Here is a 15044-nt window from a genome sequence, read left to right as displayed (position 1 = left end):
GCTGGGTGCCGTGTGCGCTGGCGCGCGAGGAGGGTGGGGCGTTGGCGGGTGGTTAGTCGAGGAGGTCGTCCAGCTGTTCGTAGCCTTCGACGACGCCGGTTTCCATGCCGCTGGACAGGACTGCGTCGCGGGTTTCGGTGGACTCGTAGACGCTGAGGGCTTGCAGGCGGGTTCGGCCGTTGCCCAGGTCTTCGAAGGTCAGGGTCTCCAGGCACACGCCGTCCGGGAAGCCTTCGAAGGTGAAGGTCTGGACGATCCGCTCGGAGGGGCGCACCTCGTGGAACGAGCCGTAGAAGCCGTACTCCTCGTCGCCCCGGCGGTGGACGAAGCGGTAGGCGCCGCCGGTGGTGGGGTCCCAGCGGAGCAGTTCCATGGTGATCGAGCGCGGGCCCATCCACTTGACCACCAGGTCCGGGTCGGTGTGGGCGCGGAAGACCGACTCGGGCGGGGCGTTGAACTCGCGGGTGATGCGGATCAGCGGGAGGGTCGGGTCGGCGCTGATCGTGGTGTCGGCGCGGGTGGTCGTGGTCATGGCGCTCCTCCTTCGGTTCGGGGCTGCCCCAGTTCGAGCAGCACCTCGTCCAGTCGCTGGTAGCGCTCCTCGGCTTGGCGCCGGTAGCGCTCGATCCACTTCGTCATCAGGTCGAACACCTCCGCTTCGAGGTGGACCGGTCGCCGCTGCGCCTGCTTGCCGCGCGTGACCAGGCCGGCTTCCTCCAGCACCTTCAGGTGCTTCGACACGGCCTGCACGGTGACCGGGTAGGGCTCGGCCAACTCGTTCACGGTGGCGTCGCCCGAAGCCAGTCGGGCGACCATGTCGCGCCGGATCGGGTCGGCCAGGGCCGCGAAGACCCGGGACAGCCGGTCCTCCACCGCCACCTCCTTGTTCAACCGGTTGGTTGAACAAGACGGTAGCCGGGTCGTCCGGCCTGGTCAACCTTTTGGTTGAACATTGAGGTCAGGAGGCCTTGTTCAGGTGGGTGAATGGTTCACAGGGGGTGGGTGGCAGGAGTGCGCGGGACGAAGCCCCGGGCGAACGTGACGGGCTCAACCTCAAGTCATGCCCAAGCACCCATAACACGAGCGGCGACCTGATCGATCCTGTGAGCGAACACTCGACGCCGGGCCCCTCCTGTGTGTGAACTGCACCAGACGGGGGACTAGCCTGGCGATGAGTGAGTCATTGCCAAGAGCGAGATGGATAGAGGCGAGCGCCAGCCGTGTCCAGCAGCAGCCCTACTTCGCAGTTCGGCCCCAATGAGTGGCTGGTCGAGGAGATGTACGAGCAGTTCCTCGCCGACCCGTCGTCGGTAGACCCGGCGTGGCACGACTTCTTCGCCGACTACAAGTCGACGCAGCGGTCCGGCAACGGGGCCCCGACGGCCGCGGAGAACGGCACGACCACGTCGGGCACCGCCACGGCGACCAAGGCCGCGCCGGCGAAGCCCGCCGACGCCAAGCCCGCCGACGCCAAGCCTGCTGACGGCAAGCCCGCGGAGAAGCCCGCCGCGCCGCCCAAGCCGGCGAACAAGCCCGCTCCCGCGCAGGCCGCCAAGGCCGCGCCGGTGCAGCAGGGCAAGGGCGAGGAGCGCAAGCCGCTCCGCGGCGCGGCCGCCGCCATCGCGAAGAACATGGAGCTGTCGCTCACCGTCCCGACCGCGACGAGCGTGCGCGCGGTGCCGGCCAAGCTGCTGGCCGACAACCGCATCGTGATCAACAACCACCTCAAGCGCACCCGCGGTGGCAAGGTCTCCTTCACCCACCTGATCGGCTACGCCGTGGTCCGGGCGCTCCAGGCGTTCCCGAACATGAACCGGCACTTCGCCGAGGTCGACGGCAAGCCGAACGTGGTCACGCCCGAGCACGTCAACTTCGGCCTGGCGATCGACCTGCCCGGCAAGGACGGCTCGCGCTCGCTGGTCGTGGCCTCGATCAAGGGCTGCGAGAACATGACGTTCACGCAGTTCTGGCAGGCCTACGAGGACCTGATCCGCAAGGCGCGGACCGGCGCGCTGACCGCCGAGGACTTCTCCGGCACCACCATCTCGCTGACCAACCCGGGCACGATCGGCACCAACCACTCGGTGCCGCGGCTGACCGCGGGCCAGGGCGCGATCATCGGCGTCGGCGCCATGGAGTACCCGGCGCACTTCCAGGGCACCAGCGAGCAGGCCCTGACGGACATGGGCGTCAGCAAGATCATCACGCTGACCTCCACCTACGACCACCGGATCATCCAGGGCGCGGAGTCCGGCGAGTTCCTCAAGCGCATCCACCACCTGCTGCTGGGCGAGGACGGCTTCTACGACGACGTCTTCACCTCGCTGCGCCTGCCGTACGAGCCGATCCGCTGGGTCGCCGACATCCCCGAGGGCGCGGTCGACAAGACCGCCCGCGTCATCGAGCTGATCGACGCCTTCCGCACCCGCGGCCACCTGATGGCCGACACGGACCCGCTGAACTACCGCCAGCGCAGCCACCGCGACCTGGACGTCCTGTCGCACGGCCTGACCCTGTGGGACCTGGACCGGGAGTTCCCGGTCGGCGGGTTCGCGGGCCAGGAGCGGATGAAGCTGCGCGACATCCTGGGCGTGCTGCGCAACTCGTACTGCCGCACGGTCGGCGTCGAGTACATGCACATCCTCGACCCGGAGGAGCGCCTCTGGATCCAGGAGCGCGTCGAGGTGCCGCACGAGAAGCCGCCGGCCACCGTGCAGAAGTACATCCTGTCGAAGCTCAACGCCGCCGAGGCGTTCGAGACCTTCCTCCAGACCAAGTACGTCGGCCAGAAGCGGTTCTCGCTGGAGGGCGGCGAGACCGTCATCCCGCTGCTCGACGCGGTGCTGGACAAGGCCGCCGAGCACGAGATCGACGAGGTCGTCATCGGCATGCCGCACCGCGGCCGGCTGAACGTGCTGGCGAACATCGTCGGCAAGCCGATCTCGCAGATCTTCCGCGAGTTCGAGGGCAACCTCGACCCGGGCCAGGCGCACGGCTCCGGCGACGTGAAGTACCACCTGGGCGCGGAGGGCAAGTACTTCCGCATGTTCGGCGACGGCGAGACCAAGGTGTCGCTGACCGCGAACCCCTCGCACCTGGAGGCCGTGGACCCGGTGCTGGAGGGCATCGTCCGCGCCAAGCAGGACATGCTCGACAAGGGCGGCGAGGGCTTCACCGTGCTGCCGGTCGCGCTGCACGGCGACGCCGCGTTCGCGGGCCAGGGCGTGGTCGCCGAGACGCTGAACCTGGCGCTCGTGCGCGGCTACCGCACCGGCGGCACCGTGCACGTCATCGTCAACAACCAGGTCGGCTTCACCACCGCGCCGGAGAACTCGCGGTCGTCGAAGTACTCGACCGACGTGGCGAAGATGATCGGCTCGCCCGTGTTCCACGTGAACGGCGACGACCCCGAGGCGTGCTACTGGGTCGCCAAGCTGGCCGTGGAGTACCGGCAGCGGTTCCACAAGGACGTCGTCATCGACATGGTCTGCTACCGGCGGCGCGGCCACAACGAGGGCGACGACCCGTCGATGACGCAGCCCGCGATGTACGACGTGATCGACACCAAGCGCTCGGTCCGCAAGACCTACACCGAGGCGCTGATCGGTCGCGGCGACATCTCCGTGGAGGAGGCCGAGAAGGCGCTCCAGGACTTCTCCTCGCAGCTGGAGCACGTGTTCAACGAGGTCAGGGAGCTGGAGAAGCACCCGATCAAGACCTCGCCGTCGATCGAGGCCGAGCAGCAGATCCCGGCCAAGCTGCCGACGGGCATCGAGCGCTCGATGATCGAGCGGATCGCCGACGCGCACGTGGACCTGCCCGAGGGCTTCACCCCGCACCCGCGCGTGAAGCCGGTGCTGGAGCGGCGCGCCAAGATGGCCCGCGAGGGCGGCATCGACTGGGCGTTCGCCGAGCTGCTGGCGTTCGGGTCGCTGGTGCTGGAGGGCCGCACGGTCCGCCTGGCCGGCCAGGACTCGCGGCGCGGCACGTTCGTGCAGCGGCACGCCACGCTGGTGGACCGCAAGCGCTCCGACGAGTACACCCCGCTCCAGCACCTGGCCGAGACCCAGGGCAAGTTCATGGTCTACGACTCGGTGCTGTCGGAGTTCGCGGCGCTCGGCTTCGAGTACGGCTACTCGGTGGCCAACCCGGACGCGCTGGTGCTGTGGGAGGCGCAGTTCGGCGACTTCGTCAACGGCGCGCAGCCGATCATCGACGAGTTCATCTCGTCCGGTGAGGCGAAGTGGGGCCAGCTGTCCGACGTGGTGCTGCTGCTGCCGCACGGCCACGAGGGCCAGGGCCCGGACCACACCTCCGGCCGCATCGAGCGGTTCCTCCAGCTGTGCGCGGAGGGCTCGATGACGATCGCGGTGCCGTCGACCCCGGCGAACTACTTCCACCTGCTGCGCCGGCACGCGCTGGACGGCGTGAACCGCCCGATGGTGGTGTTCACCCCCAAGTCGATGCTGCGCCTGAAGGCCGCGACCAGCCCGGTCGAGCACTTCGTCGAGGACCGCTTCCAGTCGGTCATCGACGACCGGAACGTGGTGAAGTCCGAGGTCACCAAGGTCATCCTGTGCTACGGCAAGATCTACTACGAGCTGCTGGCCGAGCAGGAGAAGCGCGGCGTCAAGGACGTGGCGGTCGTGCGCGTCGAGCAGCTGTACCCGGTGCCGGCGCGCAAGCTGACCGCGGCGCTGGAGAGCTACCCGAACGCCGCCGAGGTCCGCTGGGTCCAGGAGGAGCCGGCGAACCAGGGCGCGTGGCCGTTCTTCGGCCTGGCCCTGCCGGAGCTGCTGCCGGACCGGTTCCGCGTCAAGCGCGTGTCCCGGCGCCCGATGGCCGCGCCGTCCGCCGGGTCGTCCAAGGTCCACGAGGTCGAGCAGCGCGAGCTGATCACCAAGGCGTTCGAGTAGGGATCGTGTACTTCACCGACCGAGGCATCGAGGAGCTGGAGAGCCGGCGCGGCGAGGAGGAGGTCAGCCTCGCCTGGCTGGCCGGCAAGCTGCGCGGGTTCGTCGACGCCAACCCCGAGTTCGAGACGGCGGTCGAGCGCCTGGCCACGTACCTGGCGCGCGACGACGAGGACGACTTCGAGGACTGAGCCGCGAGGCGGACGAGGCCCCCACCCGGGTTCGGGTGGGGGCCTCGTGCTCGTCCGGGCCGCCGCGGTTCACCAGGCGTACGCCTCCGGCGCGGGCTTGCTGCCGTTCGGGCCGGGCGCCGGGAACAGCTCGTCCAGGCGGTCCAGCACCTCGCCGTCGAGCTTGATCTCCACCGCGCGCAGCGAGCCGTCGAGCTGGTCCTGCGTCCGGGGTCCGATGATCGGGGCCGTCACGCCCTCGCGGTGCAGCAGCCACGCCAGGCCGAGGTGGGCCGCGTCCTCGCCGAGGTCCGCGGCCAGCTTCTCGTAGGCCTCGACGGCGTCCCGGTTCTTCTCCAGGGCGTCGGCGCTGCGCCCGCTGTTGCCGCGCGAGCCGCCGCCTTCGCGCTGCTTGCGCAGCACGCCGCCGAGCAGGCCGCCGTGCAGCGGGGACCACGGGATCACGCCGAGGCCGTAGTGGAGCGCGGCGGGCAGGACCTCCAGCTCCACGTACCGGTTCATCAGGTTGTAGATCGACTGCTCGCTGACCAGGCCGAGGAAGTGCCTGTTCCGAGCCGCCTCCTGGGCCTGGGCGAGGTGCCACCCGGCGAAGTTCGACGACCCGAAGTAGATCACCTTGCCCTGCTGGCGCAGGACCGAGAACGCCTCCCAGATCTCGTCCCACGGCGTGTCCCGGTCCACGTGGTGCATCTGGTACAGGTCGATGTAGTCGGTCTGGAGCCGCTTGAGGGACGCGTCGGCGGCGCGCCGGATGTTCAGGGCGGACAGCCGCTTGTCGTTGGGCCAGTCCCCCATGTCGCCGTACAGCTTGGTGGCCAGCACGGTCCGCTCGCGCCGGCCGCCGCCCTGCGCGAACCACCGGCCGATGATCTGCTCGGTGACGCCCTCGCCCTTCTGCCAGCCGTAGACGTTGGCGGTGTCGAAGAAGTTCAAACCGTGCTCGTGGGCCCGGTCCATGATCGCGTGGCTGTCGGTCTCGGACGTCTCCGGGCCGAAGTTCATCGTCCCGAGGCAGAGCCGGGACACGGACAGGCCGGAACGGCCGAGCTGGGTGTACTCCATGCCACCAAGCCTGCCCCCGCCGCGCCGATCCGGCCACGTGGAGCCGCTCCAGGTCGCCGGCGGCCCGGACCGGGCGGAGGCGCGCCGCCCGAACAGGCGACGCCGTTCCCCCTGGTGCGCCAAGCGGGACGCGACCGCCGCCGCCGCTCGCCCGCCGGGCGGGCGGGCAAGTTTGTAAGTTTTCTTTACCAGTGTCCGAACCCGTGGACAGCATCCGCGCATCGGGGGCTACAGCGGCGCAACTCAGGGGGAGAGCCGTGCCGGTCCAACACGAACGGGTTCCTGCCGCCACCGCGGCGCCGAACCCAGTCCTTGCCCTGCCGGCCGCCGTCGCGGTGGCGGTGGTCGCGCAAGGCGGCTACCACCTGCCCGGACGGGTCCTGTCCGGGGTGCTGGCCGGTCTCGCGCTCCTGCTCGTCCTCCGCACGCGCCCGTCCGCCGGTCCGCTGTCGTGGGCGTGCGGCGCGCTCGCGGCGTGGGCGCTGCTGCGCGCGGGCCTGGACGGGCAGCCCCCGGACGCGCTGCCGACGGTCGCGGCCCTCGGCACGGTGGCCGCCGCGGCGGTCGTGGGCCGGCAGGCGAACCCGGCGCAGCGCGACCTGGTCGCGTCGGCCCTGGTGGGCCTGGGCGCGACCGCCGCCCTCGTGGGGTGGGCGGCGGTCGCGTTCCGCGTCCCGTCGTGGTCGATGGTGTCCGAGGGGCTGGTCCGCGCCTCCACGACGGTGACCTACCCGAACTCCGCCGCCGCGCTGTTCGCCGCGCTCGCCCTGCTCGCCCTCGGCCTGCGGACCGGGAAACCCGGTTCGCCGGGCCTGGCCGCGGCGGCGTACGCGCTGCTGGTGGGGCTGGGCGCGACGTTGAGCCGGGCCGGGCTGGTCGCGGGCCTGGTGGTGCTGGGCGCGGTCGCCGGTCCGCGCGCGGTCGCGCGGCACGCCGCGCCCGCCGCGCTCGGGGCGCTGGTCGCGCTGGGCGCGCTCGCGCCGTCCATCCCGGCCGCGGGGCCCGCCGACCCGCCACTGGCGTGCCTCGGCCTGGCCGCCGGGCTCGCGGTGGCGCTGGGGCTCTCCCGGGAGGGGGTCCGGCGGGTCGGCGTGCCGGTCGGGTTCGCCCTGGTCGGGGCCGTCGCGTGGGCGTTCCGGGACCGCTTGGCGGCGGTGTCCGGCACCCGGCTGACGGTCGACTCCCCCGACCGCGAGGGCGCGCTGCGGTCGGCGTTCGAGCAGGTCGCCGCCCGGCCGTGGACGGGCGCCGGCCCGGGACGGGGCTGGTTCACCTTCACCGGTCCCGCCGGCGGGACGCGCGCCATGCGGTACGCGCACAACGAGTACGTCCAGGTCCTGGTCGAACTCGGCCTGGTCGGCCTGGTGCTCCTGGCGCTCGTGCTGGCCGCCGCCGCCGCCGCCGTCGTCGTGTGGCGGGGGCGGCCCGGCGCGCTGTGGGCCGGCGCCGCCGCCGGCCTGGTCGCGCTGCTGGCGCACAGCGGTTTCGACTTCCTGTGGCACCTGCCCGTGACCCTGCTGACCGCCGGGCTGCTCATCGGCCTGGCTTCCGCCCAAACCGAGGAGAGCCCTTGAGAACAGCGAAGGTCGCGGTCGCCACCGCGCTGGTCGCCGGCGCCACGTTCGCGGCCGCGCTGCCGGCCGGCGCGGACGTGGACGACGACTCGCAGCCCGTGGTCCTGGAGATCCAGTCGCCGGCGGTCGGGAAGACCCGCGGCGCGGTGGTGGAGGTGACCTTCGCGGTCAACTGCCGGGTCGCCACCAGGGCCGTCCTGGAGCTCCAGCAACCCGTGCTGAGAAAGGCCCGCGGCGCGGCGGTCGAGATGAACCTGAGGTTCACCTGCGCCGCCGGCCGGTGGTACACCCTGAGCGCCCTGCTGAACCAGCGGGTCGGCCCGAACATCGCGACCGGCTCGCACACCCGGTCGGAGTCGTGCACCGGCGCCGAGCAGCGGGCCACCTTCGTGGTCCTCGCCGAGGACCACCCCTTCCGCGCGAGGTCGTCGTACTACCGGGCCTCGATCGTGCTGAGCCCCGACTACTCCAGGGTCGACCTGGAGGGCGAGGTCCAGCTCGTGAACGGCTGACCCCGTCCGTGGTCCCGGGGCCCCGGGACCACGGACCACCTCACCGCAGCCGCGCGCCGGCCCGCCACACCGCCCACGTCAGCGGCACGCCGGGCCGGTACGCCAGGTGCGTCGCCGACGGCGCGTCGAGCACGTGCAGGTCGGCCCGCGCGCCCACGCCGAGCCGGCCCACGTCGTCGCGGCGCAGCGCCCGCGCGCCGCCCAGGGTGGCGGCGGTGACGGCCTCCTCCACCGTCAGCCCCATCTGGAGCACGGCCGTGGCCACGCAGAACGCCATCGACGTCGTGTACGAGCTGCCCGGGTTGCAGTTGCTGGCCAGCGCGACGGTCGCGCCCGCGTCCAGCAGCCGGCGCGCCGGCGCCAGGGGCTGCCGGGTGGACAGGTCGCACGCGGGCAGCAGGGTGGCGACGGTCGGCGACCCGGCCAGCGCGTCCACGTCCGCGCCGGACAGGTGCGTGCAGTGGTCGACGCTCGCCGCGCCCAGCTCCACCGCCAGCCGCACGCCCGGTCCCTCGCCCAGCTGGTTGCCGTGCACGCGCAGCCCCAGGCCGCGCGCCGCGGCGGCCAGCAGCACGGCCCGCGACCGGTCCTCGTCGAACGCGCCGACCTCGCAGAACACGTCCGCCCACCGCACGTGCGGCGCGACCGCGTCCAGCATCTCCCCCGTCACCAGGGCCACGTACTCGTCGGCGTCCGCGCCCGGCGGCACCAGGTGCGCGCCGAGGAACGTCACCTCGTCCACCTCGGCCGCGGCGAGGCGCGCGGACCGCAGCTCGTCCGCCACGGTCAACCCGTACCCGGTCTTGGTCTCGACGGTCGTGGTGCCCTGCGCGGCGGCCTCGGCCACGTGCCGCCGCAGGTTCGCGACCAGCTCCTCGTCCGACGCCTCCCGCGTCGCGGCCACGGTCACCGCGATGCCGCCCGCCTCGTACGCCCGGCCCGCCACCCGGGCCTCGAACTCGGCGGTCCGGTCACCCGCGAACACCAGGTGCGAGTGGCTGTCCACCCACCCCGGCAGCACGGCCCGCCCGCCGACGTCCACCGCCTCGTCGGCGGCGGGCGCGGACGAGGCGGGCCCCACCCACGCCACCGCGCCGCCCTCGACCACGAGCGCCGCGCCCGCGACGCGCCCCAGCTCCGGGTCGTTCGTGGTCAGCTCACCGATGCCGGTGACCACCGTGCTCACAGCACCTCCCCCAGCAGCCGCCCGACGTCGCCCAGGGTCTCGTGCACGCCGTCGCGCGCCACGACCCGCCCGCCGGACACGACCGCCGTCACGTCGGACGCGGTGGCCGCCAGCACCACCTGGTCGGGTTCGGCGCCGGCGGTGCGCGCCGAGTCCAGCCGCACCGCCACCAGGTCGCACGGCGCGCCGACCTCGATGCGCCCCGCACCCGGCCACCCGATCGCCGCGTGGTTGGTCAGCGCCGCGACCAGCTCGGCGGGCGTGAACCGGCCCCTCCTGCCGGTCCGCAGGCGCTCGCCGTGCTCCAGGGCCCGCGCCTCCAGCAGCGGGTCGACCACCGCGTGCTGGTCGCTGCCCAGCGACAGCGGCGACCCGGCGTCCGCCAGTTCCCGCGCCGGGCCGATGCCGTCGGCCAGGTCCGCCTCCGTGGTGGGGCAGAAGCACACGCCGGTCCCGGACGACCCCAGCAGCGCGACGTCCTCGGCGGTCAGGTGGGTGCCGTGCACGGCGGTCGTGCGCGGCGTCAGCGCGCCGGCCTCGGCCAGCAACCGCGTCGGCGTCACCCCGTGGGCGTCCAGGCAGGCCCGGTTCTCCGCCGGCTGCTCCGACAGGTGGACGTGCAGCGGCCGGTCCGGGAACGCGCCCGCCACCAGGGGCAGCGCCTCGCGCGGCACGGCGCGCACGGAGTGGATCGCCGCGCCGACCCTGGTGTTCGCGTCCTCGCGCAGCTCCGCCACCCGGGACGCCCACCGCTCGGCGGTGCCGTCGGAGAACCTCTCCTGCACGCCGCGCGCCGGCTCGCCGATCCCGCCGGTGAGGTAGCAGGCGTCCAGCAGGGTGATCCTGACGCCGGCCTCGGCGGCGGCGGCCCGCAGCGCCTCACCCATCTCGTTGCCGCCCGCGTGCAGGTAGTGGAACTCCCCCACCGCCGTCACGCCGGCCACGGCCATCTCCGCGTAGACCGCCCGCGCCAGCTCCAGGTACGACTCGGGCGTCAGCCGCCCCGCCAGCTCGTACATCCGCTCGCGCCACGTCCAGAACGTGCCGCCGCCACCGTGCGTGCGCCCGCGCAACGCCCGGTGGAACGCGTGCGAGTGGGCGTTCGCGAAACCCGGGAACACCATGCCGCGCAAGCGCTCCACGCCGAGCGGAATGCTGTCCACAGTGGACACATCTGTGATGCGCCCGCCGTCGGCGCGCACCAGCACCCGCGAGGCCGGCCCGCCCGGCAGCCACGCCCGCTCCAGCCAGAAGCCCTTCACCGCGCCAGGTGCTCCAGCGTCGACGCCAGCGCCACCACGCCCGCCGCGCAGTCGTCCGGCTCGGCGTGCTCGCCCGGCGCGTGGCTCACCCCCGTGGGGTTGCGCACGAACAACATCGCGGTGGGCGCGTGCGCGGCCAGGATGCCCGCGTCGTGCCCGGCCCCGGTGGGCAGCGCGGGCGTGTCGGCCCCGAGCGCCGCGCGCACCTCGGCCATCAGCCCGGCGTCGAAGGTCACCGTCCCGCCCCAGCTCTCCTCGCGCACGACCACCTCGCAGCCCTCGTCCCGGGCGGCCCCCTCGGCCGCCGCCGTGATCGCGGCGACCACCTCGCGGGTGCGCGGCTCGTCGTCGGCGCGGGCGTCCAGCCACACGTCGACGGACGAGGCGATCACGTTGGTGCCGCCGGGGTTGGGCACGACCCGGCCCACGGTCGCCCGCGCGCCGCCCGTCGCGGCCCGCCGGGCGGCCAGCACCGTCGCGGCGGCCGGGAGCATCGGGTCGCGGCGGTCCTCGACCAGGGTCGCGCCCGCGTGGTTGCCCTCGCCGGTGAAGGTGAACCGCCACCGGCCGTGCGCCAGGATCGACGACGCCAGCCCGACCGGCTCCTCCAGCCCGCGCCCCTGCTCCACGTGCAGCTCGACGAACGCGCCGATCGAGGCGAGCGCCCGGTCGTCGCGGCCCATGCGCAGCGGGTCGAAGCCCGCCGCGTGGGCCGCCTCGCCGAACGTGACGCCGTCCGCGTCGGTCAGCGCGCACGCGGCGTCGGCGGCGATCGCGCCCGTCATCAGCCGGGAGCCCAGGCAGGCCACGCCGAAGCGACCGCCCTCCTCCTCCACGAACACCACGACCGCCAGCGGCTTGGCGGGCCGGAAGCCCCGGGCGCGCAGCAGGTCGACGGCCTGGAGCGCGGACACCACGCCCAGCGGGCCGTCGAACGCGCCGCCGCCGGGCACCGAGTCCAGGTGGCTGCCGGTGACCACGGCGCCCGGCCCCGGCTCGCCCCACCACGCCCACAGGTTGCCGTTGCGGTCGGGCCGCACGTCGAGGCCCCGCCCGCGGGCCTGCTCGGCGAACCAGGCGCGCAGCTCCAGCTCGGCGCGGTCGAAGCCGTGCCGCGAGTAGCCGCCCCGCCGCCGGTCGCGGCCGACGTCGGCGAGGTCCGCGAGGTCAGCCACGGTCGCCCGCCATGGGGATCGCGACGCCCTTCGCGGCGGCCACCTCGGCGGCCCGGTCATACCCCGCGTCCACGTGCCGGATCACGCCCATCGCCGGGTCGTTGGTCAGCACCCGCTCGATCTTGCGGGCGGCCGGCTCCGTGCCGTCCGCGACGATCACCTGGCCCGCGTGGATCGAGCGGCCGATGCCGACGCCGCCGCCGTGGTGCAGCGACACCCAGGTCGCGCCCGAGGCGGTGTTGACCAGGGCGTTGAGCAGCGGCCAGTCCGCGATGGCGTCCGAGCCGTCGGCCATGGCCTCGGTCTCCCGGTACGGGGAGGCCACCGAACCGCAGTCCAGGTGGTCGCGGCCGATCACGATCGGCGCGGACAGCTCGCCGGAGGCCACCATCTCGTTGAACCGCAGGCCCGCGAGGTGCCGCTCGCCGTAGCCGAGCCAGCAGATGCGGGCGGGCAGGCCCTGGAACTCGACCCGCTCGCCGGCCAGCCCGATCCAGCGGGCCAGCTTCTCGTCCTCGGGGAACAGCTCCAGGATCGCCCGGTCGGTCTTGGCGATGTCGGCCGGGTCGCCGGACAGCGCCACCCACCGGAACGGGCCCCGGCCCTCGCAGAACAGCGGCCGGATGTAGGCGGGCACGAAGCCGGGGAAGTCGAACGCCCGCTCGCAGCCGCCGAGCTTCGCCTCGCCGCGCAGCGAGTTGCCGTAGTCGAACACCTCGGCGCCGCGGTCCAGGAAGCCGACCATGGCGCCCACGTGGTCGGCCATGGACTCGCGGGCCCGGTCGGTGAACTCGTCGGGCTCCTTCGCCGCGTAGTCGGCCCAGTCGTCCACGGCCACGCCCTTCGGCAGGTACGCCAGCGGGTCGTGCGCGGAGGTCTGGTCGGTGACCACGTCCACCGGCACGTCGCGGCGCAGCAGCTCGGGCAGCACCTCGGCGGCGTTGCCGATCACGCCGACGGACAGCGCGCGGCCCTCGGCCTTCGCCCTGAGCACGCGGGCGACCGCGTCGTCCAGGTCGTCGGCGACCTCGTCGAGGTAGCGGGTCTCCACGCGGCGCAGCGCGCGGGCCCGGTCGACCTCGACGCACAGGGCGACGCCCTCGTTCATGGTCACCGCGAGCGGCTGCGCGCCGCCCATGCCGCCGAGGCCCGCGGTGACGGTCAGGGTGCCCTTGAGCGTGCCGCCGAACCGCTTGTCCGCGACCGCGGCGAACGTCTCGTAGGTGCCCTGGAGGATGCCCTGGGTGCCGATGTAGATCCACGAGCCGGCGGTCATCTGGCCGTACATGGTCAGGCCCTCGGCCTCCAGCCGGCGGAACTCCGGCCAGCTCGCCCAGTCCGGCACCAGGTTGGAGTTCGCGATCAGCACGCGCGGCGCCCACTCGTGGGTGCGCAGCACGCCGACCGGCCGGCCCGACTGCACCAGCAGCGTCTCGTCGTCGGCCAGGGCGGTCAGCTCACGCGTGATGGCGTGGAAGCTCGGCCAGTCGCGGGCGGCCTTGCCGGTGCCGCCGTAGACCACCAGGTCGTCGGGCCGCTCGGCGACCTCCGGGTCCAGGTTGTTGTGGAACATCCGCAGGGCGGCCTCGGTCTGCCAGCTGCGGGCGGTCAGTTCGGTTCCGCGGTTCGCTCGGACCATCAGATCGCTCCACTTCGGATCAGCTCCTCGGCGGCGGCGATCTCCGGGGCGAGGTGGCGGTCCGGGCCGGGGCCCGGCACCACCTCGCGGAGCGTCGCCACGGCCGCCGCGGTGGCGGGTGCGGGCTTGAGGGGGTGGCGCAGGTCCAGGGCGCGGGCGGCGGTGACCAGCTCGATCGCCAGCACGGTCCGCAGCCCGTCCACGGCCCTGCGCAGCTTGCGGGCGGCGGACCAGCCCATGGAGACGTGGTCCTCCTGCATGGCGCTGCTCGGGATGGAGTCCACGCTCGCCGGGACCGCCAGGCGCTTCAGCTCGCTCACGATCGCGGCCTGCGTGTACTGGGCGATCATGTGGCCGGAGTCGACGCCCGGGTCGTGCGCCAGGAACGGCGGCAGGCCGTGCGAGCGGTGCACGTCGAGCATCCGGTCGGTGCGGCGCTCGGCGATGCTCGCCACGTCCGCGGTCGGGATGGCCAGGAAGTCCAGCACGTACGCCAGCGGCGCGCCGTGGAAGTTGCCGTTGGACTCGACCCGGCCGTCGGCCAGCACCACCGGGTTGTCCACGGCGGCGGCCAGCTCGCGGTCCGCGACGGTCTCCGCGTACGCCACGGTGTCGCGGGCGGCCCCGTGCACCTGGGGCGAGCAGCGCAGCGAGTAGGCGTCCTGCACGCGGGTGCACTCCGGCCCGCGGTGGCTGGCCACGATCTCCGAGCCCGCCAGGAACGCGGCCATGCGCCGGGCCGAGCGCCCCTGGCCGGGGTGCGGGCGCAGCGCCTGGAGGTCGGCGGCGAAGACCCGGTCGGTGCCGAGCAGGGCCTCCACGCTCATCGCGGCGGTCAGGTCGGCCACGTCCAGCAGGCGGTGCAGGTCGGCGATCGCCAGCACCAGCATGCCGAGCATGCCGTCGGTGCCGTTGATCAGCGCCAGGCCCTCCTTCTCGGCCAGCCGGACCGGTGCGAGACCGGCCGCGGCCAGCGCGTCGGCGGCCGGGAGCAGGGCGCCGTGCGCGTCGCGGACCTCGCCCTCGCCGGTCAGCGCCAGGGCGGCGGCCGACAGCGGCGCGAGGTCGCCGGAGCAGCCGAGCGAGCCGAACTCGCGCACCACCGGCGTGATGCCCGCGTTGAGCATGGCCGCCATCGCCCCGGCGGTGCCCGGCCGGACGCCGGTGTGGCCGCCGGCGAGCGTCTTGAGGCGCAGGAGGACCAGGGCGCGGACGACCTCGCGCTCCACCTCCGGGCCCGCGCCCGCCGCGTGCGAGCGGACCAGGGACTGCTGGAGCGCGGCGCGGCGGTCAGGCGGGATGTGCCGGATCGCGAGCGCGCCGAACCCGGTCGACACGCCGTAGGTGGGCTGGTCGGCCGTTGCCAGGCGGTCGATGTGCGCGCGGGCGGCGGTGAGCGCCTCGCGCGCCGCGTCCGTGATCTCCACGCGCGCGCCCTCGCGGGCGACGGCGTGGACGTCGGCGCGGGTCAGGGGCTTCGGACCCAGCTGCACGGGTGGTGGCATGAGCCCATCTCAACCCGGCAGCCGG

The 15044-nt window shown here is 73.7% G+C and carries 12 protein-coding genes; 4 read left to right on the top strand and 8 right to left on the bottom strand.

Features of this window, described 5'->3' with window-relative positions; all coding sequences use genetic code 11:
- Positions 1 to 52: 52 nt before the first annotated feature.
- Both ABD223_RS31085 and ABD223_RS31080 read right to left on the bottom strand, forming a co-directional pair.
- On the bottom strand, positions 53 to 532 hold the full coding sequence (locus ABD223_RS31085; protein WP_344040188.1) for an SRPBCC family protein: 480 nt from the start codon (positions 530 to 532) through the stop codon (positions 53 to 55).
- On the bottom strand, positions 529 to 873 hold the full coding sequence (locus tag ABD223_RS31080; RefSeq protein WP_380648904.1) for an ArsR/SmtB family transcription factor: 345 nt from the start codon (positions 871 to 873) through the stop codon (positions 529 to 531). The genes ABD223_RS31085 and ABD223_RS31080 overlap by 4 nt, the downstream gene beginning before the upstream one ends.
- A 347-nt stretch (positions 874 to 1220) precedes the next feature.
- Between ABD223_RS31080 and ABD223_RS31075 the strand changes: the two genes are divergently transcribed.
- A complete protein-coding gene (locus ABD223_RS31075; protein ID WP_344040186.1) occupies positions 1221 to 4916 on the top strand; it encodes a multifunctional oxoglutarate decarboxylase/oxoglutarate dehydrogenase thiamine pyrophosphate-binding subunit/dihydrolipoyllysine-residue succinyltransferase subunit in 3696 nt (1231 codons plus the stop codon).
- A gap of 5 nt (positions 4917 to 4921) precedes the next feature.
- Positions 4922 to 5104: a DUF6104 family protein gene (locus tag ABD223_RS31070; RefSeq protein WP_344040185.1), complete on the top strand. Its 183-nt coding sequence runs from the start codon at positions 4922 to 4924 to the stop codon at positions 5102 to 5104.
- Between the two features lie 69 nt (positions 5105 to 5173).
- On the opposite strand, the gene ABD223_RS31065 is transcribed toward ABD223_RS31070, so the two are convergent.
- A complete protein-coding gene (locus ABD223_RS31065) occupies positions 5174 to 6166 on the bottom strand; it encodes an aldo/keto reductase (RefSeq protein ID WP_344040184.1) in 993 nt (330 codons plus the stop codon).
- Between the two features lie 257 nt (positions 6167 to 6423).
- On the opposite strand from ABD223_RS31065, the gene ABD223_RS31060 reads away from it, so the two are divergent.
- Entirely contained in the window at positions 6424 to 7740 is a 1317-nt protein-coding gene (locus ABD223_RS31060; RefSeq protein ID WP_344040183.1) for an O-antigen ligase family protein, read from the top strand.
- Positions 7737 to 8252 (top strand): hypothetical protein, encoded by a 516-nt coding sequence (locus ABD223_RS31055; protein ID WP_344040182.1) that lies wholly within the window; start codon positions 7737 to 7739, stop codon positions 8250 to 8252. The genes ABD223_RS31060 and ABD223_RS31055 overlap by 4 nt, the downstream gene beginning before the upstream one ends.
- A 40-nt stretch (positions 8253 to 8292) precedes the next feature.
- Here ABD223_RS31055 and hutI read toward each other — a convergent pair whose 3' ends face one another.
- The 5 genes from hutI to hutH are packed head-to-tail and all read right to left on the bottom strand — an operon-like array spanning position 8293 to position 15019.
- Positions 8293 to 9438, bottom strand: a complete 1146-nt coding sequence (gene hutI, locus ABD223_RS31050) for an imidazolonepropionase (protein WP_344040181.1) — start codon at positions 9436 to 9438, stop codon at positions 8293 to 8295.
- Positions 9435 to 10700: a formimidoylglutamate deiminase gene (locus tag ABD223_RS31045; protein ID WP_344040180.1), complete on the bottom strand. Its 1266-nt coding sequence runs from the start codon at positions 10698 to 10700 to the stop codon at positions 9435 to 9437. The genes hutI and ABD223_RS31045 overlap by 4 nt, the downstream gene beginning before the upstream one ends.
- Positions 10697 to 11875, bottom strand: coding sequence for an allantoate amidohydrolase (locus ABD223_RS31040; RefSeq protein ID WP_344040179.1), 1179 nt, complete (start codon positions 11873 to 11875; stop codon positions 10697 to 10699). The genes ABD223_RS31045 and ABD223_RS31040 overlap by 4 nt, the downstream gene beginning before the upstream one ends.
- Complete coding sequence (hutU, locus tag ABD223_RS31035) at positions 11868 to 13514, bottom strand: urocanate hydratase (RefSeq protein ID WP_344040178.1); 1647 nt, start codon at positions 13512 to 13514, stop codon at positions 11868 to 11870. Before hutU ends, ABD223_RS31040 begins: the two co-directional genes overlap by 8 nt.
- A complete protein-coding gene (gene hutH / locus ABD223_RS31030; RefSeq protein WP_344040177.1) occupies positions 13514 to 15019 on the bottom strand; it encodes a histidine ammonia-lyase in 1506 nt (501 codons plus the stop codon). The genes hutU and hutH overlap by 1 nt, the downstream gene beginning before the upstream one ends.
- Positions 15020 to 15044: the final 25 nt, after the last annotated feature.

The sequence above is a fragment of the Saccharothrix xinjiangensis genome (genome assembly GCF_039527585.1).
Classification (GTDB): domain Bacteria; phylum Actinomycetota; class Actinomycetes; order Mycobacteriales; family Pseudonocardiaceae; genus Actinosynnema; species Actinosynnema xinjiangensis.
The sequence above is the reverse complement of the archived record's forward strand: the minus strand, read 5'-3'. Positions and strand labels throughout refer to the sequence as shown.

Coding starts and splice junctions, on each gene's coding strand:
- hutH (WP_344040177.1), bottom strand. CDS start 15,019: ATGCCACCACCCGTGCAGCTGGGTCCGAAGCCCCTGACCCGCGCCGAC.
- ABD223_RS31065 (WP_344040184.1), bottom strand. CDS start 6,166: ATGGAGTACACCCAGCTCGGCCGTTCCGGCCTGTCCGTGTCCCGGCTC.
- hutU (WP_344040178.1), bottom strand. CDS start 13,514: ATGGTCCGAGCGAACCGCGGAACCGAACTGACCGCCCGCAGCTGGCAG.
- ABD223_RS31085 (WP_344040188.1), bottom strand. CDS start 532: ATGACCACGACCACCCGCGCCGACACCACGATCAGCGCCGACCCGACC.